At 72.1% G+C, this 19,834-nt stretch carries 20 protein-coding genes; 10 read left to right on the top strand and 10 right to left on the bottom strand.

Annotated elements, in window-relative coordinates; all coding sequences use genetic code 11:
- Nucleotides 1-38: 38 nt before the first annotated feature.
- From IPG65_RS05355 to IPG65_RS05340, 4 genes are all read right to left on the bottom strand, one after another.
- Nucleotides 39-206 carry a hypothetical protein gene (locus tag IPG65_RS05355; RefSeq protein ID WP_293188228.1) on the bottom strand — a complete coding sequence of 56 codons (168 nt, stop codon included), beginning with the start codon at nucleotides 204-206 and terminating at the stop codon, nucleotides 39-41.
- 69 nt (nucleotides 207-275) lie between these two features.
- Entirely contained in the window at nucleotides 276-1,526 is a 1,251-nt protein-coding gene (locus IPG65_RS05350; RefSeq protein WP_293188227.1) for an MFS transporter, read from the bottom strand.
- Nucleotides 1,527-1,647: 121 nt separating this feature from the next.
- Nucleotides 1,648-2,118, bottom strand: coding sequence for a peptidylprolyl isomerase (locus tag IPG65_RS05345; RefSeq protein ID WP_293188226.1), 471 nt, complete (start codon nucleotides 2,116-2,118; stop codon nucleotides 1,648-1,650).
- Between the two features lie 25 nt (nucleotides 2,119-2,143).
- Entirely contained in the window at nucleotides 2,144-5,095 is a 2,952-nt protein-coding gene (locus tag IPG65_RS05340) for a DNA topoisomerase III (protein WP_293188225.1), read from the bottom strand.
- A 95-nt stretch (nucleotides 5,096-5,190) separates the two neighbouring features.
- Here IPG65_RS05340 and IPG65_RS05335 point away from each other — a divergent pair, with 95 nt between their 5' ends.
- Genes IPG65_RS05335 through IPG65_RS05325 form a run of 3 tightly spaced genes read left to right on the top strand, consistent with a single transcriptional unit; the run spans nucleotide 5,191 to nucleotide 7,054 of the window.
- The gene (locus tag IPG65_RS05335) at nucleotides 5,191-5,733 is read left to right on the top strand and encodes an SET domain-containing protein-lysine N-methyltransferase (protein WP_293188224.1); all 543 of its coding nucleotides are present in this window, start codon (nucleotides 5,191-5,193) and stop codon (nucleotides 5,731-5,733) included.
- 3 nt (nucleotides 5,734-5,736) lie between these two features.
- On the top strand, nucleotides 5,737-6,525 hold the full coding sequence (locus tag IPG65_RS05330; RefSeq protein WP_293188223.1) for a biotin--[acetyl-CoA-carboxylase] ligase: 789 nt from the start codon (nucleotides 5,737-5,739) through the stop codon (nucleotides 6,523-6,525).
- A 7-nt stretch (nucleotides 6,526-6,532) separates the two neighbouring features.
- Nucleotides 6,533-7,054: a hypothetical protein gene (locus tag IPG65_RS05325; protein WP_293188222.1), complete on the top strand. Its 522-nt coding sequence runs from the start codon at nucleotides 6,533-6,535 to the stop codon at nucleotides 7,052-7,054.
- A gap of 10 nt (nucleotides 7,055-7,064) precedes the next feature.
- Here IPG65_RS05325 and IPG65_RS05320 read toward each other — a convergent pair whose 3' ends face one another.
- The 5 genes from IPG65_RS05320 to IPG65_RS05300 all read right to left on the bottom strand — a co-directional run bounded on the left by IPG65_RS05320 (nucleotide 7,065) and on the right by IPG65_RS05300 (nucleotide 11,421).
- The gene (locus tag IPG65_RS05320; protein WP_293188221.1) at nucleotides 7,065-7,562 is read right to left on the bottom strand and encodes a DUF421 domain-containing protein; all 498 of its coding nucleotides are present in this window, start codon (nucleotides 7,560-7,562) and stop codon (nucleotides 7,065-7,067) included.
- A gap of 75 nt (nucleotides 7,563-7,637) precedes the next feature.
- Entirely contained in the window at nucleotides 7,638-8,249 is a 612-nt protein-coding gene (locus IPG65_RS05315; RefSeq protein ID WP_293188220.1) for an ABC-type transport auxiliary lipoprotein family protein, read from the bottom strand.
- A 31-nt stretch (nucleotides 8,250-8,280) separates the two neighbouring features.
- Entirely contained in the window at nucleotides 8,281-9,270 is a 990-nt protein-coding gene (locus tag IPG65_RS05310) for an MlaD family protein (protein ID WP_293188219.1), read from the bottom strand.
- A 17-nt stretch (nucleotides 9,271-9,287) separates the two neighbouring features.
- Nucleotides 9,288-10,127: an ATP-binding cassette domain-containing protein gene (locus IPG65_RS05305; RefSeq protein WP_293188218.1), complete on the bottom strand. Its 840-nt coding sequence runs from the start codon at nucleotides 10,125-10,127 to the stop codon at nucleotides 9,288-9,290.
- Nucleotides 10,128-10,302: 175 nt separating this feature from the next.
- Complete coding sequence (locus tag IPG65_RS05300) at nucleotides 10,303-11,421, bottom strand: ABC transporter permease (protein WP_293188217.1); 1,119 nt, start codon at nucleotides 11,419-11,421, stop codon at nucleotides 10,303-10,305.
- A 207-nt stretch (nucleotides 11,422-11,628) separates the two neighbouring features.
- On the opposite strand from IPG65_RS05300, the gene IPG65_RS05295 reads away from it, so the two are divergent.
- Both IPG65_RS05295 and IPG65_RS05290 read left to right on the top strand, forming a co-directional pair.
- The gene (locus IPG65_RS05295) at nucleotides 11,629-12,210 is read left to right on the top strand and encodes a polymer-forming cytoskeletal protein (protein WP_293189954.1); all 582 of its coding nucleotides are present in this window, start codon (nucleotides 11,629-11,631) and stop codon (nucleotides 12,208-12,210) included.
- Between the two features lie 76 nt (nucleotides 12,211-12,286).
- Nucleotides 12,287-12,973: a hypothetical protein gene (locus IPG65_RS05290; RefSeq protein WP_293189952.1), complete on the top strand. Its 687-nt coding sequence runs from the start codon at nucleotides 12,287-12,289 to the stop codon at nucleotides 12,971-12,973.
- 87 nt (nucleotides 12,974-13,060) lie between these two features.
- Here the strand turns inward: IPG65_RS05290 and IPG65_RS05285 are convergent, their stop codons facing one another.
- Nucleotides 13,061-14,593, bottom strand: a complete 1,533-nt coding sequence (locus tag IPG65_RS05285; protein WP_293188216.1) for a YifB family Mg chelatase-like AAA ATPase — start codon at nucleotides 14,591-14,593, stop codon at nucleotides 13,061-13,063.
- A 183-nt stretch (nucleotides 14,594-14,776) separates the two neighbouring features.
- Between IPG65_RS05285 and IPG65_RS05280 the strand changes: the two genes are divergently transcribed.
- The 5 genes from IPG65_RS05280 (at nucleotide 14,777) to glcF (ending at nucleotide 19,799) form a co-directional block, all read left to right on the top strand.
- Complete coding sequence (locus IPG65_RS05280) at nucleotides 14,777-15,538, top strand: TorF family putative porin (protein WP_293188215.1); 762 nt, start codon at nucleotides 14,777-14,779, stop codon at nucleotides 15,536-15,538.
- A 60-nt stretch (nucleotides 15,539-15,598) separates the two neighbouring features.
- On the top strand, nucleotides 15,599-15,937 hold the full coding sequence (locus IPG65_RS05275; RefSeq protein WP_293188214.1) for a P-II family nitrogen regulator: 339 nt from the start codon (nucleotides 15,599-15,601) through the stop codon (nucleotides 15,935-15,937).
- A gap of 26 nt (nucleotides 15,938-15,963) precedes the next feature.
- Nucleotides 15,964-17,307 (top strand): ammonium transporter, encoded by a 1,344-nt coding sequence (locus tag IPG65_RS05270; protein WP_293188213.1) that lies wholly within the window; start codon nucleotides 15,964-15,966, stop codon nucleotides 17,305-17,307.
- A gap of 180 nt (nucleotides 17,308-17,487) precedes the next feature.
- A complete protein-coding gene (glcE, locus tag IPG65_RS05265; protein WP_293188212.1) occupies nucleotides 17,488-18,558 on the top strand; it encodes a glycolate oxidase subunit GlcE in 1,071 nt (356 codons plus the stop codon).
- Nucleotides 18,558-19,799, top strand: coding sequence for a glycolate oxidase subunit GlcF (glcF, locus tag IPG65_RS05260; RefSeq protein WP_293188211.1), 1,242 nt, complete (start codon nucleotides 18,558-18,560; stop codon nucleotides 19,797-19,799). Before glcE ends, glcF begins: the two co-directional genes overlap by 1 nt.
- Nucleotides 19,800-19,834 lie beyond the last annotated feature (35 nt).

Below are 19,834 nucleotides of genomic sequence, written 5' to 3'. Positions count from 1 at the left end.
GGATATTGAGCTAAAAGCTATTAATCAGATAGCAATTCTCAGCGTCCGATGCGGCCCACGCCGGCATCGGCCGTGCCGTACACGGTGACGCCCGGCGTGGCGGCCTCGACCTCGGGGTTGCGCGGCGTGCCGGCGCAGCCGGCCAGCGCGGCCAGGGCCGCGCCGGCGAGCGCGGCGCGGGCGAGCAGGGTGCGAACGTGGGACATGGCAAGGCTCTCCTGTGGCATCCGGCCAGTATGACGCCGTGGGCGCCCGCCCGGTAACCAGGCGTGCCCTTACCCGCCCGCCGGCGTCGCGCGCGGCAGGCACCAGAAGGCCAGCGCCCCGGCCAGCAGCAGCGCCGACATGGTCAGCAGCGCGGCGGTGAACGGCTCCACCCCCACGCTGGGCGCCAGGCTGGCGGCCAGCCCGCTGGCCCACTGCATCAGCGAGATGCCCAGGAACATCGCCATCGTGAACAGCGACAGCGCCCGCCCGCGCACCGCCTCGGGGTAGGCGTCGCGCACGTAGCCGTACTGCAGCACGCCGCTGCCCGACAGCATGCCGTAGGTGACGGCCAGCGCCACGTCGGCCCAGGCCAAGCGCACCAGGCCGATGGTGCCCACCATCATGGCGGCCACCAGCGTCAGCGTCAGCATCCAGCGCACGCGCCGCGCGCCGCCGGGGTCCAGCCGGCCGAAGACCGCCGGGCTGGCCATGCTGGCCAGCGTCATCGCCAGCGCCACGTTGCCGCTCTGCACCAGCGAGAAGCCGTGGCGCTCCACCAGCAGCGGCCCCAGCCACAGCCCGCGCAGCGAGATGAAGCCGGCGTAACCCACCGCGGCGTAGGCCACCAGCCCGGCCGTCTGCGGCAGGGCGAACAGGCGCAGCAGCTCGCGCAGCGACGCCAGGGCCGAGGGACGCCGGCCGCCGCCGGCCGCCGTGCCGGCGCGCGCCGGCTCGCGCACCAGCCACCAGATCGCCACCCAGGACAGCACGCTGGCCGCGGCCAGCACGCCGAAACCCCAGCGCCAGGAGCGCAGCTCGATCAGCCAGGCCAGCGGCGTGGCCGTGGCCAGCACGCCCAGGTTGCTGAGGCTCATCACCAGCCCCGAGGTGGCGGTGAAGCGCGCGGCCGAGAAGTGGCGGCTGATGAACAGCGTGCAGACCAGGAAGGCCGGCGCGCAGCCGGTGCCGATCAGCAACTGGCCCAGCATCAGCACCGGGTAGCTGTCCGCCTGCGCCGACAGCGCCGCGCCGGCCATCGCCATCGGAAACGCCAGCAGAATCGTGCGCCGCACGCCCCACAGGTCCAGCGACACGCCCATCGCCAGTTGCATGAAGCCGAACGCGAAGTGGTAGGACGCCGCCCACAGCCCCAGCTGCTGCGGCGACAGGTGCAGCTGCCCGGCCAGCGGCGGCCCCATGATGGACGCCACCGTGCGGAAGGCCTGGCTCAGCGCGAACGCGCTGGTCAGTGCCAGCAGCATGGCCCAGGCCTGGTGCTGACGTAGGGGCGGGGCGGCGGAAGGCTCGGGGAGGGACATGGGAAAAGGGCGCGCGGACACGCGGCGCTGGAGCGGCGCCGAGGGGCTGATTCCAGGTTAAATCAGCCGCCAGACCGCATGGATATTGCGCAGAAAGCTATCAATACAGGAGTCCTGGACCTCAGTGGTGATGCCCGTGCGCCCCGTGCACGTGGCCATGGGCGATCTCCTCGGCCGTGGCGGCGCGCACGGCCGTCACCTTGGCGGCGAAGCGCAGCGCCTGCCCGGCCAGCGCGTGGTTGCCGTCCAGGTGCACCTCGGGCCCCTTGATCCTGATCACGTTGAACACCTGCGGCTGCCCCGACGGCCCCGCGCCCTGCAACTGGCCGCCGACCTTCACGCCGGGCGGGAACTCGCTCCTGGGGATGGTGCGCACCAGCGCCTCGTCGCGCTCGCCGAAGGCGTCGGCCGGCGCCAGCTCGATGCTGACCGAATGGCCCACGCCCTGGCCCTCCAGCGCGGCCTCGACCTTGGCGAAGAGGTTGCCGTAGCCGCCGTGCAGGTAGGCCGTGGTGCCGGCGTCCAGCGGCTTGCCCTGCGGCGTGGTCAGCTTGTAGGCGAGGGTGACGGCGGTGTCTTTGGTGATGTTCATGGATGATCCAATGTTCAAGGGGTGCTCAGCTCAAATGCCCGCCCACGATGCCCGCCAGCTTGAACATGCCCACGCGGTCGGCGCCGAGGATGGGGCGCAGCTTGGCGTCGGCGACGATGGTGCGCTTGTCCTGCGGGTCCTGCAGGCCGTGGGCCTTGATGTAGTCCCACAGCAGCTTCATCACCTCGCCGCGGCCGAAGGGGCCGGCGCCGATGACGGCGGCGAGCTGCGGGTCGGGCTTGAGGGTGCCGGCGCGCGGGGTTTTCTCGGCCTGCGGGGCGGCGGCTTTCCGGGCGGGCGCCTTTTTGGCGGCTTTCGGGGCTTTGGCCGGCGTCCCTGTTACGCCGGTAGCTCCTGATTTCGTAGCGGGCGCGGCCTTGCGCGGCGGGTACTTGGCGCCGGGCTTGCCTTCGCGCGGCTCGAATTCGAAGATCACCTTGCCTTCCTCGGCGCTCCAGGCCAGGCGCGCCTTGAAGGCGCGGCGCGTGCGCATGCTGACGAACTTGTCGAGCAGGTCGGTCTTGCCGTCCTCCAGCAGCTTCTTCATCTGCGCGGGCTCCACGGGCTGCTGCAGGATGATCTGGCCGCTCTTGAAGTCGCACGACGGCGTGGGCTGCGCGGCGGTGGGCACGGACTTCTCGCAGACGTAGCTCTTGCCGAAGGCGAAGACCTGCGCGCCGCACTTGGGGCAGGGGCCCAGGCCGGCCTGGCCGGACAGGTCGACGATCTCGCCCGACTGCTCGGCCTTGGCGTCGTCGCCGAAGTCGAACTCCAGCTTGAAGTGGCTGCCGCCTTCCTCGTCGGGCACCAGCGCCAGCTCGGCCACGAAGGGCCAGCCGGCCTTGGAGCGGAAACCCTCCAGCGGGCCGATGCGGCGGTCGCGCAGGAACGCTTCGGCCTCCTCGGCGGAGAAGGTGCGCCCGCCGGGCGTCTTGGTGAAGGAGAAGCCGCAGCCCTCGCCCTGGCCGTCGGCGCCGGTGCAGCCGTAGCGGCGGTAGTTCTCCCTGACCACGCCGCCGCAGTGCGGGCAGGGCGCCTGCAGGGTGGCGTAGTCGCCGGGCACGGTGTCGCGGCTGAATTCCTTGGCCTTGCGCACGATGCGCTCGGTCATGGCGGCGATCTCGCGCATGAACTGCTCGCGCGAGAGCTGGCCGTGCTCCATCTGCGCCAGCTTGTATTCCCACTCGCCGGTCAACTCGGGCCGGCTGAGTTCCTCCACCTCCAGGCCGCGCAGCAGCGTCATGAGCTGGAAGGCCTTGGCCGTGGGGATCATCTCGCGCCCCTCGCGCAGCATGTACTTCTCGTTCAGCAGGCCCTCGATGATGGCCGCTCGCGTGGCGGGGGTGCCCAGGCCCTTTTCCTGCATGGCCTCGCGCAGCTCGTCGTCCTCGACCCACTTGCCCGCGCCTTCCATGGCGCCCAGCAGCGTGGCCTCGGAGTAGCGGGCGGGCGGGCGGGTCCGCAGGGCCTTGGCCTCGGCCGACTCGTTGCGCACCATCTCGCCGGGCCGGACGGGCACCAGCGACTTGCCGTCCTTGTCGTCGCCCTGCTCGTCGGCGGCTTCCTTGCCGTAGATGGCCAGCCAGCCGGGCTTGGTGAGCACCTTGCCGTGGCTCTGAAAGTCGTAGCTCTTTCCTTCGTGGCTGGCGGTGGTAACGCGGGTCGTCACCTGGTATTCGGCGCTGGGGAAGAACACCGCCATGAAGCGGCGCACCACCAGGTCGTACAGCTTGCGCTCGGCCTCCGACAGCGCGCCGGGCTCTTGCAGCGTGGGGATGATGGCGAAGTGGTCCGATACCTTGGCGTTGTCGAAGATGCGCTTGGATGGCTTGACGTAGCCCTGCTCCAGCGCCGTGCGGGCGTGCGGCGCCAGGTGGCGCTGCTGGCCGGCGGCCAGCATCTCGAAGGTCTGGCGCGCCACGCCCACGTAGTCCTCGGGCAGGTGGCGCGAGTCGGTCCGCGGGTAGGTCAGCGCCTTGTGGCGCTCGTACAGCGACTGCGCCAGCGCCAGCGTGGTCTTGGCCGAGTAGCCGAACTTGCCGTTGGCCTCGCGCTGCAGGCTGGTCAGGTCGAACAGGGCGGGCGACGCCTGGGAGGTGGGCTTGCTTTCCTCGCGCACCGTGCAGGACTGGCCGCGCGCGGCCGCGGCGATGGCCAGTGCCGTGCGCTCGTCCCACACGCGGTCGGCGCGCGCGTCGGGGTCGTCGCCCTTCTTCCAGGCCGGGTCGAACCACTTGCCCGGGTACAGGCCGGCCTCGGCCAGGAAGGTGGCGTGCACTTCCCAGTAGGGGCGCGATACGTGCCGGCGGATCTGCTCCTCGCGCTCGACCACCACCGCCAGCGTCGGCGTCTGCACGCGGCCCACGGTGGTCAGGAAGAAGCCGCCGCCCTGCGAATTGAAGGCCGTCATCGCCCGCGTGCCGTTGATGCCCACCAGCCAGTCGGCCTCGCTGCGGCTGCGCGCGGCGTCGGCCAGGCCCTGCATCTGCTGGTCGCTGCGCAGCCGCTCGAAGCCGTCGCGGATGGCCTGCGGCGTCATGCTCTGCAGCCACAGGCGCTGCACGGGCTTGCCCAGCGGCACGAACTGCTCGCCCTTCTGGCCGCCGGCGTACTGCTCGATCAGGCGGAAGATCAGCTCGCCCTCGCGTCCCGCGTCGCAGGCGTTGACCAGCGCGCCCACGTCCTTGCGGCGGGCCTGCTTGACGACGGCGTTCAGGCGCGTCCGGGTCTTGTCCACGGGCTTGAGGTCGAAGCGCGGCGGGATCACCGGCAAGTGAGCGAAGCTCCACTTGCCGCGCTTGACGTCGTACTGCTCGGGCGCCTGGATTTCCACCAGGTGGCCCACGGCGCTGGTGACCACGTAGCGCTCGTTCTCGAAGTGATCGTCGTGCTTGTCGAACTTGCCCGCGACGGGCGTGAGGGCGCGCACGATGTCTTGCGCCACCGAGGGCTTCTCGGCAATGACCAGGGTTTTCATGTGGCTAGAATCCGGTTCCTTCGCGCGCGTGCGCTCACGCGCCCACGCAGGCGCGCCCATGCGCACCCATGGGTTCAACATAGCAAATTCCGGCCGTGCCCTCCAAATCCACCGCTTCCGCCACGGCCGCCCTGCCGGCCGGCCGCCGCATCCAGACCCGCCGCTCGGGCGTGCACGGCAAGGGCGTGTTCGCGCTGGTGGACATCCCCCGGGGCACGCGCATCATCGAGTACGTGGGCGAAATCATCACCTGGGACGAGGCGCAGCGCCGCCACCCGCACGATCCCGACGACCCCAACCACACCTTCTACTTCCACATCGACGAGGACCGCGTCATCGACGCGCTTCACGGCGGCAACGCCTCGCGCTGGATCAACCACAGTTGCGCTCCCAACTGCATCGCCGATGAGCAGGACGGCCGCATCTTCATCAAGGCGCGGCGCGCCATCCGGGCCGGCGAGGAGCTGAACTACGACTACGGCCTGGTGATCGACGAGCCGCTCACCTCCGAGCTGAAGGCCGACTACCCCTGCTGGTGCGGCAGCCGCAAGTGCCGCGGCACCCTGCTGTCGTCCGGCCTGGACGGCGCCGAGGACCTGGGCGGCAAGCCCAAAAAGGGCGCTCGCCCCCGGCGCTGACGCATGAACCGGCCCGCCCTGCCCTGGCCCACGGCTGCCCTCGGCGAGGCGCTGGCGCCGCTGCTGCCGGGCATCTCGGTCGAGGCCGTGGCCGAGATCGACTCCACCAACACCGAGCTGATGCGCCGTGCCCGCGCCGGCGAGACGGCGCCGGTGCTGCTGGCGGCCGAGGTGCAGACCGCCGGACGCGGCCGCCTGGGGCGCGGCTGGCAGCGCCGGCCGCCGGGCGCGGCGCTGGCCTTCTCGCTTGGGCTGCCGCTGGCGCCGCGCGACTGGTCGGGTCTGTCGCTGGCCGTCGGGCTGGCCGTGGCCGAGAGCCTGCACCCCGGCATCGGCCTGAAATGGCCCAACGACCTGTGGTGGCAGGACCGCAAGCTGGCCGGCATCCTGGTCGAGACGGCGGGCGCCGGCGCGGCGGATGCGGCGCGCTACGCCGTGATCGGCGTCGGCATCAACATCGCCCCGATGGAGGACGCCGGCTTCTCCACGCCGCCGGCCTGGCTGCAGGCGCTGCGACCAGGCATCGACCCGCCCGCCGCGTTGGCGCGCATCGCGGCGCCGCTGGCGCGGACGGTCAAGGTGTTCGAGCACGCCGGATTCGCGCCCCTGGCCGAACGCTTCAACGCCCGCGACGTCTTCGCCGGCCGGGCGGTGCGCCTGTCCGACGGCACCGAGGGCCTGGCCTGCGGCGTCGGCCCCACCGGCGCGCTGCGCGTGCAGACGGCCGGTGGCCTGCGCGAGATCCACACCGCCGAAGTCAGCGTGCGCCCGCTGGCACCCAGGGACGCGTAGGCCGCCCATGCCGCGCGCGCTGGTGGTGGCGCTGCTGCTGGCCTGGTCACAAGGCGCGCTGCGTGGCCTGGGCCTGGGCCCCGAGACGCCCGCCGAGTCCGAGCCCCTGGCGCGGCAGGTGCGGCCCGAGGCGCTGAGCGTGCGGCCCCTGGCGGCGGCGTCGGCCGCCCCCGTGGCGGCGCCCGCGTCCATGGCCAGGACGGCCGCTTCGGCCACGGTGGCGGCGGCCCCCGCGCTGGACGATGGCACCGCCTGCCTGCAGGCCGGCACCTTCGACGAGGACCAGGCCGCCGCTTTGCGCGCCGCCGCCGCGCTGCCGTCCGGCAGTTGGCGCCTCGACCCGGTGCAGTTGCCTGACCGCTGGATGGTCTACGTCGGCCGGCTGGCCGACGCCGAGGCGGTGCGCGCCAAGCGCGCCGAGCTGCGCGAACTTGGCGTGGACGTGGACCGCCCCGGCGCCGCGCTGCGCCCGCAACTGGCGGCGCTGCGCCCGGCCCTGGCCGGCAAGGATTGGCGCGCCTGCGACTGACGCAGGGAGGTCAGCTCTCCACTTCGAGCCCGCGCGCCGAATCGCGGTTGCGCAGCACCACGGTGATCTGGCCGTTGGTCTCGATGGTGGCGCGCTCGACCTCGTGCGTGTGCAGGCAGCCGGCGGCGCGCAGGGCGGCGTGCACGTCGTCGGCGGTCAGGCGCTCGGCGCGCAGGGTGCCGGCGTCGAGCTGGCCGGCGTGGATCAGCACGCGCGGCTTGCCGTCGATCAGCCGCGCCAGCCGTGGGCTGCGCCAGGCCAGTTGCGACATGAGCACGTGGCAGCCGATCAGCGTCAGCGCCGAGATCAGTCCACCCAGCAGCGAGTTGTCGCCCGCGTTCATCGAGTTCTGCACCGCGTTGGACAGGATGAGCAGCAGGATCAGGTCGAACGGGTCGTACTGTCCGATCTGGCGCCGCCCGGTGAGGCGCAGGAACAGCAGCAGGAACAGGTACACGACGACGCCGCGGAGGACGAATTCCCACCAGGGGACGCTGAGATGGAACATGACGCTGGCTTGCCTCGCGTTGGGATGCGGGCATCTTGCCCGAATCCACGGCCCGCCGCAGCCGGCGTCCGGTGGTCAGCGCGGGGCCGGCAGGCTGCCTACCCAGTCCACCACCTGCCGCACCACCTCGTCGGTGGCCGCGCGCAGCGCGCCGACGCCGCCTGCGGCGTCGGGCGTGGGGGCGGCGTGGCGCGCGGCGAAGGTGCGCTGGCCCAGCAAGCGGTCCTGCCGCGCGCCGGGCGCGGTGACGGTGACACGCAGGCGCACCACGCCTTCGCTGGCGCCGGGCGAGGAGAAGACGTGGCTGAAGTCGTCCAGCTCGGCGCGCAGTTCCAGCGTGGCCAGGCCGGTGCCGGTGTCGAGCACCGGGCGCGTGGCCGCCAGCGCCTCGCGCAGGCGCTGGGTGACGAGCTGCGGCGGCGACATGGTCCAGCGCGCGTGGGCGTAGGGGCGCGGCTGCTGACCACTGCCGGCGTACAGCAGCCGGTAGATGACCGAGGTGCTGTCGATGGCGGCGGCCGATTCGACGCCGTCGAGCGCCAGCGGCGCGCCAGCGGGCGTGGCGGCGGGCGCGGCCAGGGCCGGGCCGAGGTCGTAGGGCTCGGGGCGCACGGGCTTGTCGGGCAGCGGCAGGGCGCAGCCGGTCAGGATCACGGGAATCAAGAGAAACAGGGTTCTAGCCCGCATGGGTATTGCGCCAACAGCTATTATTTTCATATCAATCCTGGCGGAGCGAAGTGGCCGCGGGCGCCGCGAAACCTGGCTCGCCGGGGCCGGCCGGGATGGCGCCGCTGCCGTACAGCAGCGCCTGCGGGTTCTCGCCCAGCGCGTCGGCGATGCGGTCCAGCCGGCGGATGGTGCGGCTGGCGTCGTCGGTCAGGTGCTGGATGCGCGGCAGCGTGGTGCTTGTGACGGTGTTGGCGCTCTCGCCCATGCGGTCGATCACGCCGCCGGAGCCGGTCACGCGCGCCAGCCCCTGCTGGGCGTCGGCGGCCACCTCGCCCAACGCGGCGATGGCGCGGCGCGCCTCGGCGGCGGCGTCCTGGGTGGTCTTGAGGGTGGCGCCGGCCTGCTGGACCAGCGCCGGCAGGTTGGTCCGGGCCGGGTCGAACTGGGTGCGCAGGGTCTTGTCGGTGGTCAGCGCGAGCTGGTTCATGCTGCCGGCGGCGGCGCCGACCTGGGCCAGCGCCTGGGTCAGCGCGGCCTGGTTGCCGGGGCCGAGCGCCTGGTTGATGCTCTCGACGGCCTTGTCCACCTTGTCGATCAGCGCGCTGGCCTGGTCGGTGAGCTGGCCCAGCGCGTTGGGCTTGAGGGGGATGCGCGGCGGCCCGTTGGGGCCGGCGGGCGGCGGCGCGCTGGAGGCGCCGTCGTCGTCGAGCTGGATGAAGGACAGGCCGGTGACGCCCTGGAACGCCAGCGTGGCGAAGGTGGATTGGGTGATGGGCGCGGCGGGGCTGACGGCCACGGTGACCAGCACGTTGCCGCGCGCGGCGGGGTCGAAGGCGATGTCGGTCACCTTGCCCACGGCCACGCCCTTGAAGCGCACCGGCGCCTGCACCTGCAGGCCGGTGACGGCGTCGCTGCTGGTCATCTCGTAGGTGGTGGTGTTGGCGATGTCGCGCGTCAGCCACAGGGCCAGCACGGCCAGCAGCGCGGTCACCGCCACCACGAACAGGCCGGCGGCCAGGGCATGGGACTTGTTTTCCATGGCGCTCTATTGTCCTTTCATGCGGTCTGCTTGCGCTGGTGCAGCAGCTCCATGGCGCGCTGGCCGCGCTCGCCCAGGAAGAAGTGACGGATGAACGGGTGGTCGAAGGCCAGTACCTCCCGAACCGGCGCGGCGATGATGACGCGCTGCTCGGCCAGCACGGCCACCCGGCTGGACAGCTCGAACAGCGTGTCCAGATCGTGCGTGACCATCACCACGGTCAGGCCCAGCTCCTGGTGCAGCGAGCGCAGCAGGGTCACGAAGGCGTCGGAGCTGTCGGGGTCGAGGCCGGCGGTGGGCTCGTCGAGCATCAGCAGCGGCGGGTCCATGACCAGCGCGCGCGCCAGCGCCACGCGCTTGATCATGCCGCCGGACAGCTCGGCCGGCATCTTGTGCGCGTCGCCGGGCTTCAGGCCCACCATCCGCAGCTTGAGCATGGCTGCCTCGCGCGCCAGCGCGTCGGGCACGGCGCCCGCCTCGCGCAGCGGGAAGGCGATGTTGTCGAGCACGCTGAAGGCCGAGAACAGCGCCCCCTGCTGGAACAGCATGCCCACGCGCGCGGCGGCGCCGTCGCGCGACAGCTCGGCCACCGGCCGGCCCAGCACGGTGACGCTGCCCTTGGCCGGCGTGTTCAGCCCCAGCATCTGGCGCAGCAGCACCGTCTTGCCGGTGCCCGAGCCGCCCACCAGGGTCAGCACCTCGCCGCGCAGCACGGTGAGGTCGAGGTCCTTGTGCACCACCACCTCGCCGCCGCCGGGCACGGGGAACACGCTCCACAGGCCGCGCACCTCGATCACCGGCTGCCCCGGCGCGGGCAGCGCGCCGGCGCGGTCGTCGTGGACGGCGGCGGTGTCCATCCTCAGTGACCCATGACGCCGCGCGCCACCCACAGCGGAAGAATCCCAAAGGATCGAATGGCCGCGGAGCAGGCCAACCCAGTGCACCCCTGGCCGGGCTCCGCCCGGCCAATGGGTGCGCCCCCTCGAGGGGGGAGGCGCAACATCGCGCGGCGAGTGGAGCCACGGGGGTGAGTCATATCCCCACGCTCTTGAACAGCACGGCGAACAGCGCGTCGATCAGGATCACGGCGGTGATCGAGGCCACCACGGACGCCGTGGTGCCCTGCCCCAGGCTCTCGGTGTTGGGCTTGACGCGCAGCCCGAAGTGGCAGCCGATCAGCGCGATGAACAGGCCGAACACCACCGACTTGGCGCAGGCCAGCGTCAGGTTGGCCACCGGCACCGCCTTGGGCAGCGCCTCCAGGAAGTAGCTGCCGCTGATGCCCAGCGTCACGTCGGCCGCCAGCACGCCGCCCACCAGCGCCGCCACCGAGGTCCAGACCGAGATCAGCGGCATGGCGATGGCCAGCGCCATGGCGCGCGGCAGCACCAGCCGGAAGCCCGTGGGGATGCCCAGCACGCGCATGGCGTCCAGCTCCTCGGTCACGCGCATCACGCCGATCTGCGCCGTGATGGCCGAGCCCGAGCGCCCAGCGATCAGCACCGCCGCCAGCAGCGGCCCCAGCTCGCGCACCAGCGCCAGGCCGAGGATGTTGACGATGAAGGTCTCGGCGCCGAACTGGCGCAGCACCTGGCTCATCAGGTAGGCCAGCACCACGCCGATCAGAAAGCCCACCAGCGCCGTGATCGGCAGCGCCTGCGCCCCGATGCGGTACAGCAGGCCCGAGAAGTCGCGCCACGGCCCGCGCCGCGGCGCGGCCAGCAGGCGCAGCGCGTCCAGCAGCAACTGGCCCGCCAGCATGACGAAGTCGCGCACCTGGGCGCCGGCCTGGACGACGCCCAGTCCGAACGCATCCACCTGTCCGGCCCAGCCGCGCAGCGCGGCGGCCGCCTGCACGGGCGGAAAGGACGCCACCCGCTCCAGCACGGCGCGCTGCTCGTCGAGCGCCTCCACTTGCGCCGGCCACTGGCGACCCCAGTGCTCCCACAGGGCGAGCGCCCCCAGGTGGTCCAGCGCCTGCAGCGGGCGCAAGTCCCAGGCCGCGCCCGGCGCCACCGCCGCCAGCGCGCTCGCCACGCGCCGCCAGGCCGGCCGCGTGGCCAGGCGACCCGCCGTCCATTGACCGGCCAGCACCGCGCGCACGCCCACGGCGGTGCGCTTGGTCGCGATCCGGGGGGTCGGGTCGGGCATGCGGGTGAGGGCAGGGAAACGGGAGGTGGAGGGGCGGTGAACGGGAGGTGGAGGCGGGGAAACGGCTGCGAATCTTGACGCATGGTACCCCCTGGCAGGGGCGTGGCCCTGGCGGCGGCAGGGCGATTTCGTTACGACTTTTTCCCGCTGTTCGTAAAAAATGTCACGGTGATCGTTACAATTGACCGATTGTTATCAGGAGAGAGCATGGCACTTCAAGGACCATTCTTCGGCAAGCGCGACAACGACCCCGCCGCGTCCCGCACCCCTGGCAGCCCGCTGGGCGGCACCAGTTCGCTCGCCTCGGCCGGTGGCAGCGCGCAGCCGTTCGCGGCGCCCGTGAGTGCGCCCGCCGCCATGCTCGCGGCGCCTGCCGAGAGCGGTGCCAAGCTCACCGTCGGTCCCAACATCAAGCTCAAGGGCGTCGAGATCACCGACTGCGACACCTTGGTGGTCGAGGGCACGGTCGAGGCCGCGATGAACTCGCGCGTGATCCAGATCGCTGAGCAGGGCGCCTTCAAGGGCTCGGCCGAGATCGACATCGCCGAAGTGCGCGGCATTTTCGACGGCAATCTCACGGTGCGGCAGAAACTGGTCATCTTCGCCACTGGCAAGGTCATCGGCAAGATCCGCTATGGCAAGATCGTGATCGAAGAAGGAGGCCAGCTTTCCGGTGAGATCACGTTCGGCATATCGCAAGACAGCAGCCCTGCCGCCGGCAGCGGTGCCGTTACCAACGGCTCCGGCAAGCCGTCCGTCAAGGGCGAGCAGCTCGCCGTCGCGGCCTGATCGCCGTCGCCCCGCCGCTGGCGGGGTTTGCAGCACGTCCAGGGCCGCTTTCGCGGCCCTTTCCTTTGCCGGCGCCCTGAGCCTGGCCGGCTGCGCCGGCGACGCGCCGACGACGCGTGGCACCGTGCAAGGCGCCGGCTTCAGTTCGACCGAGCTGCTGCAGAGCGAGGGCAACCGCATGACCCACGCCGCCATGAGCGCCAACCTGGCCAGCCTGCGCCTGCTGGCCGACAAGCTGTACCGCCGCAACCCGGCCGAGTGGCGCAAGACGGCGGCCACGCGCGAGACCGCGCTGCTGCAGCTCGATACCGCCCTGCGGGCCGGCCAGCCCTGGGCCCCGCTGGGCGGCCAGCGCGACGTGGCGGCGCTGTCGCTGGCGCTCGCGCCGGCCTTCCAGGGCGACCGCGTGGCCGCCTTCATCCTGGCCTGCGCCGACACCATCGTCACCGCGCACGGCGGCAAGCGCGAGTTCTACTACCTCGACGGCGTCGATCCGCAGCACGTGCACAACGCCGCGCGCAACATGGAAGTGGCGCTGTGGATCCTCAACACCCGCCGTGACGCACGCGGCCAGCCGCTGCTGCTGGCCAACGAGATCGCGGGCGAGAACCGCAATCTGAGCTTCGAGCGCGAGTTCGGCAAGGTCATCGGCCGCCTCGACCTGCTGGCCAGCTACATGACCGAGCGCTACCGCCGCGCCGTGATCGGCTACGTGCAGGGGCTGGTGGCGGCGCCGCTGCTGGTGTTCCTGCCGGTCAAGTGAGGCGGCTTCAGGAGCGCTGAATGCTCCTGTTTATGTAGCTATCAGCATGGTATTCACAGGGGTTGAAGGCGGGTTTCATTCAAAATCTCACGACCCAGCCGCCCGCAGCGCGCGCCGGTACTGCACCGCCTCGGCCACGTGGGCGGTGGTGACCAGCTCGCTGCCGGCCAGGTCGGCGATGGTGCGCGCCACCTTCAGCGCGCGGTGCGTGGCGCGGGCGCTCCAGCCCAGGCGGGTGGCGGCGGCGCTGACGAAGGGCGCGGCGGCGGGGTCGAGCCGCAGGTGCGCGTCCAGCGCCTGGCCCTGCAGCGCCTGGTTGGGCGTGCCCTGCCGCGCCAAGGCGCGCTCGCGCGCGGCGGCGCAGCGGGCGCGGATGGCGGCCGTGCCTTCGCCGGCGGGCGCGGCCAGCAGTTCGTCGGGCGCCAGGGCGGCGACCTCGACGTGCAGGTCGATGCGGTCCAGCAGCGGGCCAGACAGCCGGCCCTGGTAGCGCGCCACCTGCTCGGGCGTGCAGCGGCACGGCGGCTGGCGCGCGCCCAGGTGGCCGCAGGGGCAGGGGTTCATCGCCGCGACGAGCTGGAAGCGCGCCGGGAAGTCCGCCCGCCGAGCGGCACGGCTGATGGTGATGTGGCCGCTCTCCAGCGGCTCGCGCAGCGCCTCCAGCGCGGCACGGGGGAACTCGGGCAGTTCGTCGAGGAACAGCACGCCCTCGTGCGCCAGCGAGATCTCGCCCGGCCGCGGCGGCGAGCCGCCGCCCACCAGCGCCACCGCGCTGGCCGTGTGGTGCGGCGCGCGCGTGGGCCGCTGGCCCCAGCGCGCGAGGTCGAAGCGCCCGCCCAGGCTGGCGATGGCGGCGCTGCGCAGCGCCTCGTCCTCGCCCATGGGCGGCAGCAGGCCGGCGAAGCGCTGGGCCAGCATCGACTTGCCGGTGCCGGGCGGGCCGATCATCAGCACGCCGTGGCCGCCGGCGGCGGCGATCTCCAGCGCGCGCTTGGCGGCGGCTTGGCCCTTGACGTCGGCCAGGTCGGGGTAGGGCGGCGCCGCGTGGCGCGCGGCGGGCGGCACGCGCGCCCAGCCGCCGGCGGGGCCGGCGTCCTCGGCGTTCGGCATGAACCGCGCCGCCACGTCCAGCAGGTGACGGGCGCGGTACACGGCCAGGCCGGGCACCAGGGCGGCTTCCTCGGCGCTGCCGGGCGGCAGGGCCAGCGCGGGCCCCTCGCCGGCGCGGCGCAGGGCGGCGGCCATGGCCAGCGCGCCGCGCACGGGGCGCAGCTCGCCCGACAGCGACAGCTCGCCGGCGAACTCCCAGCCCGCCAGGCGCGCGCCGTCGATCTGCCCGCTGGCGGCCAGGATGCCCAGAGCGATCGGCAGGTCGAACCGGCCCGAGTCCTTGGGCAGGTCGGCCGGGGCCAGGTTGACGGTGATGCGCTGGTTGTGCGGGAAGGCCAGTCCGCTGTTGAGCAGCGCGCTGCGCACGCGCTCGCGCGCTTCCTTGACCTCCACGTCCGCCAGCCCCACCAGGGTGAAGCTGGGCAGGCCGTTGGCCAGGTGCACCTCCACCGTCACGGCCGGCGCGTCCAGGCCCATCAGCGCGCGGCTTTGCACCAGACTCAAACCCATGTGGCGGCGCCTCCCTGTTTTGGTGCTTCGGTGGAATCGATGGCGCGGCCGGCGCACAAATGCACCGAAATAGTGCGCCGTGCGCCGCGCATCGTGCGGCGGCGCAGCTGAACTGTAGCGCGTCGGTGCGCTGGCACGCTCCCTGCATGGTGAGGGGTGCACACCATCCTAAGGAGGACACCCATGACCACGACCCTGCGCACCCTGCAACGACTCACCCTGGCCACGGCCGCCCTGGCCGCTTCCGGCGCCGTGCTGGCCCAGGCCACCGCGCCGGCCGAAGCGCCCACGCCGGAGCACAGCTTCAGCTTCAACGCCGCATTGACCACCGACTACCGCTACCGCGGCATCGCGCAGACCCGCCTGAAGCCCGCCGTCAGCGCCGGCGCCGACTACAGCCACGCCAGCGGCCTGTACGTGGGCACCTGGCTGACCACCATCAAGTGGGTCAAGGACGCCGGCGGCGACGCGCCGCTCGAATGGGACGTGTACGGCGGCTACAAGGGCACAGCCGGCCCCATCGGCTACGACGTCGGCCTGCTGCGCTACCAGTACCCCAACGCCAAGCTGGGCACCAGCCCCAACACCACCGAGATCTACGGCGCGCTGAGCTACGAGATGTTCACGGTCAAGTACTCGCACTCGCTGACCAACCTGTTCGGCTTCGACGACAGCAAGGGCAGCGGCTACCTGGACCTCTCCGCCAACTTCGACCTCGGCGACGGCTGGTCGGTGGTGCCGCACGTGGGGCGCCAGTGGATCCGCCACAACAGCGCCTTCTCGTACACCGACTGGGCGCTGACGCTGAACAAGGACTTCGGCAACGGTCTGTCGGCCAGCGCCGCCGTGATCGGCACCAACGCCGACAAGGCGCTGTACGTCACGCCCAGCGGGCGCTTCACCGGGCGCACCGGGCTGGTGGTGGGCGTCAAGTACACGTTTTGAGCCAAATCGGCCTCCAGCCCGCGCTGGACATGCGCCGATCACTATGTAAAGGATAGCAACATGAAACTCATCACCGCCGTCATCAAGCCCTTCAAGCTCGACGAGGTGCGCGAGGCGCTGTCGGCGCTGGGCGTGCAGGGCATCACCGTCACCGAAGTCAAGGGCTTCGGCCGCCAGAAGGGCCACACCGAGCTGTACCGCGGCGCCGAGTACGTGGTGGACTTCCTGCCGAAGGTGAAGATCGAGACCGCCGTGAGCGAGGACATCGCCGAGCGCGTGACCGAGGCCATCGAGCAGGCCGCGCGCACCGGAAAGATCGGCGACGGCAAGATTTTCGTCACCGACATCGAGCAGGTGATCCGCATCCGCACTGGCGAGACCGGCGCCGAGGCCCTGTGACCCGCCGTACCAAGGAGGACCCCAACATGAAATCCCGATTCGCATCCCCCGCGCTGGGCCTGAGCCTGCTGCTGGGCAGCGGGCTGGCCCTGGCGCAGGCCGCGGCCCCCGAGGCCGCCGCTTCCGCCGCCGCCGTGGCGGCCGAGGCCGCGCCCAAGGTCGATTCCGGCGACACCGCCTGGATGCTGACCTCCACCCTGCTGGTCATCCTGATGACCATCCCCGGCCTGGCCCTGTTCTACGGCGGCCTGACGCGCAGCAAGAACATGCTCAGCGTGCTGATGCAGGTCTTCGTCGTGTTCTCGCTCATCAGCATCCTGTGGGCGGTGTTCGGCTACAGCCTGGCCTTCAGCGGCGAGGGCAACTTCGTCGGCGGCTTCGACAAGCTGTTCCTCAAGGGCGTCACCACCGACACCATCGGCGCGCTGGCGACCATCCCCGAATACGTCTTCGTCGCCTTCCAGGGCACCTTCGCCGCCATCACCGTGGCGCTGATCGTCGGCTCCTTCGCCGAGCGCATGAAGTTCTCCGCCGTGCTGGTGTTCTCGGCGCTGTGGTTCGCGCTCAGCTACGTGCCGATGGCGCACATCGTCTGGGGCGGCGGCTTGCTGGCCCAGGACGGCGCGCTCGACTTCGCTGGTGGCACCGTGGTGCACATCAACGCCGGCATCGCCGGTCTGGTGGGCGCCTACGTGGTGGGCAAGCGCGTGGGCTTCGGCCGCGAGGCGTTCACCCCGCACTCGCTGACGCTGACCATGGTGGGCGCCTCGCTGCTGTGGGTGGGCTGGTTCGGTTTCAACGCCGGCTCGGCCGGCGCCGCCAACGGCACGGCCGGCCTGGCCTTCGTCAACACCGTGTTGGCCACCGCCGCCGCCACGCTGGGCTGGTGCGCCGGCGAGGCCATGCACAAAGGCAAGGCTTCGATGCTGGGCGCCGCCTCGGGCGCGGTCGGCGGGCTGGTGGCCATCACGCCGGCGGCCGGCTTCGTCGGGCCGATGGGCTCCATCGTCATCGGCGCGCTGGCCGGCCTGGTCTGCCTGTGGGGCGTGAGCGGCCTCAAGCGCCTGCTGAAGGCCGACGACGCCTTCGACGTGTTCGGCGTGCACGGCGTCGGCGGCATCCTGGGCGCCATCCTCACCGGCGTGTTCGCGGCCCCGGCGCTGGGCGGCACCGCCGCGGCGGACTTCGCCATGGGCGCGCAGGTGTGGATCCAGGTCAAGAGCGTGCTGTTCACCATCGCCTGGTCGGGCGTGGTCTCGGTGGTGCTCTACAAGCTCGTGGACCTGATGATCGGCCTGCGCGTGACCGAGGAAGAAGAACGCCAGGGCCTCGACATCTCCAGCCACGGCGAGACCGCCTACAACCGCTGAGTTCTCCTCTGGCCTCCGCGAAGGGTCTTGATCCCGCCTCCTCGGCGGGATTTTTTTATTCTTCGTGCCAAATCGGCCGGAAGCCATTGTCCTTGTTGCGCCAATAGCTATAAAAAACATAGTTTTCGCGCATCGCCGGGCCCGGCGGGAGAGTGCCTCAGGGTTTACCATCGGCTCGCCATGGACACCTCCCTCGACGCCCTCGCCGACAAGCTGCGCAACGCCGCCGACCGCGGGCGGCCGCTGCGCATCCGGGGCTGCGGCACCAAGGACTTTTATGGCCAGCGCCTGCACGGCGAGCTGCTGGACGTGCGGCCCCTGGCCGGCATCGTCAGCCACGAGCCGAGCGAGCTGGTCGTCACCGCGCGCGCCGGCACCCGCCTGCGCGAGCTGGAGGCGCTGCTGGCCGAGCACGGCCAATGCCTGCCTTTCGAGCCGCCGCGCTTCGGCGTCGCCGGCACCGTGGGCGGCATGGTCGCGGCCGGGCTGGCCGGGCCGGCACGCGCCAGCGTGGGCGGCGTGCGCGACCACGTGCTGGGCGTGCGCATGCTCAACGGCCGGGGCGAGCTGCTCACCTTCGGCGGCCAGGTGATGAAGAACGTGGCCGGCTACGACGTCAGCCGGCTGATGGCCGGCTCGATGGGCACGCTGGGCGTGATCGTGGAAGTCAGCCTGAAGGTGCTGCCCATGCCGCCGGCCGAATGCACGCTGCTGTTCGAGCTGTCCGAGACCAGCGCGCGCCAGCAGCTCAACCGCTGGGGCGGCAAGCCCCTGCCCCTCAACGCGAGCTGCTGGGCCGATGGCCAACTGGCCGTGCGCCTGCGCGGCGCGCGCGCGGCGGTCGAGGCCGCGCGCCGCGCCATGGGCGGCCAGGCGCTGGACGGCGAGCGCGCCGCGCGCCAGTGGGCCGCGCTGCGCGACCAGGCCCTGCCCTTCTTCCGCCTGGGGCCCGCCGAGGCGCTGTGGCGCGCCAGCGTGCCCGACACCGCCACGCCGCTGAACCTGGGGCCGACGCTGGTCGAATGGCACGGCGCGCAGCGATGGGTCAAGCTGCCGCCGCACGCCGCGCCGCAGGTGCGCGAGGCGGCGGCGCGCGCGGGCGGCCACGCCACGCTGTTTCGCGGCGGCGACGGCACGGTGCCCGTGTTCACGCCGCTGCCGGCGCCGCTGGCGCGCATCCACGCGCAGCTCAAGCAGGCCTTCGACCCGGCGGGCATCCTGAGTCCCGGCCGCATGACCCCGGATTTCTGATGCAAACCACGCTCGCGCCCGAGTTCCAAGGCACGCCCGAAGGCCGCGAGGCCGAGGCCATCCTGCGCAAGTGCGTGCACTGCGGCTTCTGCACCGCCACCTGTCCCACCTACCAACTGCTGGGCGACGAGCTGGACGGCCCGCGCGGGCGCATCTACCTCATCAAGCAGGTGCTGGAAGGCCACGCGCCCACGCGCCAGACGCAGCTGCACCTGGACCGGTGCCTCACCTGCCGCAACTGCGAGACCACCTGCCCCAGCGGCGTGCAGTACGGCCACCTGGTGGACATCGGCCGCCAGGTGGTGGAGCGCCAGGTGCCGCGCCCGCCGGCCGAGCGGCGCCAGCGCGCGCTGCTGCGCGCCGGCCTGTCGTCGCCGCTGTTCGGCCCGGCGATGCGCCTGGGCCAGTCGGTGCGCGGGCTGCTGCCGGCGGCGCTGCGGGCCAAGGTGCCCGAGCGCCGGCCGGCCGGCGCCTGGCCCACCCGCGCGCACGCGCGCAAGGTGCTGCTGCTGGAAGGCTGCGTGCAGCCATCCATGGCGCCCAACATCAACACCGCCACGGCGCGCGTGCTGGACGCGGCGGGCATCCAGAGCCTGCGCCCGCGCGGCCAGGGCTGCTGCGGCGCGGTGAAGTGGCACCTGGCCGACGCCGAGGGCGGGTTGGCGCAGATGCGCGCCAACATCGACGCCTGGTGGCCGCGGTTCGAATCCGGCGCGGCCGAAGGCCTGGTCATCAACGCCTCGGGCTGCGGCGCGATGGTCAAGGACTACGGCCACTTGCTGCGGGGCGACGCGCGTTACGCCGACAAGGCCGCGCGCGTGTCGGCCCTGGCGCGCGACGTGAGCGAACTGCTGCCCGACATCGCCGCCGCGCTGGCGGGCCGCGTGCGCGCGCCCGCTGGCACGCTGGCCTGGCACCCGCCCTGCACGCTGCAGCACGGGCTGAAGCTGCGCGGCGGGGTCGAGCAGCACCTGCGCGCGCTCGGCTTCACATTGCGGGCGGCGGCGCAGGAGCCGCACCTGTGCTGCGGCTCGGCCGGCACCTACTCGGTGCTGCAGCCCGAGCTGGCCACGCGCCTGCGCGACCGCAAGCTGGGCCATCTGCAGGGCGAGCGCGCCGCCGAGCGCCCGGCCGCCATCCTGTCGGCCAACATCGGCTGCATCACGCACCTGCAGTCCGGCACCGACGTGCCGGTGCGGCACTGGATCGAGGCGCTGGACGAATCGCTATCAAATAAATAGCTTTTGGCGAAATACCCATGCGGGCTGGTGCCCGA

The organism is Ottowia sp. (genome assembly GCF_016703145.1).
Lineage (GTDB): Bacteria > Pseudomonadota > Gammaproteobacteria > Burkholderiales > Burkholderiaceae_C > Ottowia.
Note: the sequence above shows the minus strand (reverse complement) of the source record. Positions and strands in the feature narration are given on the sequence as shown.

What these genes read in the sequence shown, in the direction of transcription:
- IPG65_RS05355 (WP_293188228.1), bottom strand. Translation starts at nt 206, where the DNA reads ATGTCCCACGTTCGCACCCTGCTCGCCCGCGCCGCGCTCGCCGGCGCG.
- IPG65_RS05350 (WP_293188227.1), bottom strand. Translation starts at nt 1,526, where the DNA reads ATGTCCCTCCCCGAGCCTTCCGCCGCCCCGCCCCTACGTCAGCACCAG.
- IPG65_RS05345 (WP_293188226.1), bottom strand. Translation starts at nt 2,118, where the DNA reads ATGAACATCACCAAAGACACCGCCGTCACCCTCGCCTACAAGCTGACC.
- IPG65_RS05340 (WP_293188225.1), bottom strand. Translation starts at nt 5,095, where the DNA reads ATGAAAACCCTGGTCATTGCCGAGAAGCCCTCGGTGGCGCAAGACATC.
- IPG65_RS05330 (WP_293188223.1), top strand. Translation starts at nt 5,737, where the DNA reads ATGAACCGGCCCGCCCTGCCCTGGCCCACGGCTGCCCTCGGCGAGGCG.
- IPG65_RS05325 (WP_293188222.1), top strand. Translation starts at nt 6,533, where the DNA reads ATGCCGCGCGCGCTGGTGGTGGCGCTGCTGCTGGCCTGGTCACAAGGC.
- IPG65_RS05320 (WP_293188221.1), bottom strand. Translation starts at nt 7,562, where the DNA reads ATGTTCCATCTCAGCGTCCCCTGGTGGGAATTCGTCCTCCGCGGCGTC.
- IPG65_RS05315 (WP_293188220.1), bottom strand. Translation starts at nt 8,249, where the DNA reads ATGCGGGCTAGAACCCTGTTTCTCTTGATTCCCGTGATCCTGACCGGC.
- IPG65_RS05310 (WP_293188219.1), bottom strand. Translation starts at nt 9,270, where the DNA reads ATGGAAAACAAGTCCCATGCCCTGGCCGCCGGCCTGTTCGTGGTGGCG.
- IPG65_RS05305 (WP_293188218.1), bottom strand. Translation starts at nt 10,127, where the DNA reads ATGGACACCGCCGCCGTCCACGACGACCGCGCCGGCGCGCTGCCCGCG.
- IPG65_RS05300 (WP_293188217.1), bottom strand. Translation starts at nt 11,421, where the DNA reads ATGCCCGACCCGACCCCCCGGATCGCGACCAAGCGCACCGCCGTGGGC.
- IPG65_RS05295 (WP_293189954.1), top strand. Translation starts at nt 11,629, where the DNA reads ATGGCACTTCAAGGACCATTCTTCGGCAAGCGCGACAACGACCCCGCC.
- IPG65_RS05285 (WP_293188216.1), bottom strand. Translation starts at nt 14,593, where the DNA reads ATGGGTTTGAGTCTGGTGCAAAGCCGCGCGCTGATGGGCCTGGACGCG.
- IPG65_RS05280 (WP_293188215.1), top strand. Translation starts at nt 14,777, where the DNA reads ATGACCACGACCCTGCGCACCCTGCAACGACTCACCCTGGCCACGGCC.
- IPG65_RS05275 (WP_293188214.1), top strand. Translation starts at nt 15,599, where the DNA reads ATGAAACTCATCACCGCCGTCATCAAGCCCTTCAAGCTCGACGAGGTG.
- IPG65_RS05270 (WP_293188213.1), top strand. Translation starts at nt 15,964, where the DNA reads ATGAAATCCCGATTCGCATCCCCCGCGCTGGGCCTGAGCCTGCTGCTG.
- glcE (WP_293188212.1), top strand. Translation starts at nt 17,488, where the DNA reads ATGGACACCTCCCTCGACGCCCTCGCCGACAAGCTGCGCAACGCCGCC.
- glcF (WP_293188211.1), top strand. Translation starts at nt 18,558, where the DNA reads ATGCAAACCACGCTCGCGCCCGAGTTCCAAGGCACGCCCGAAGGCCGC.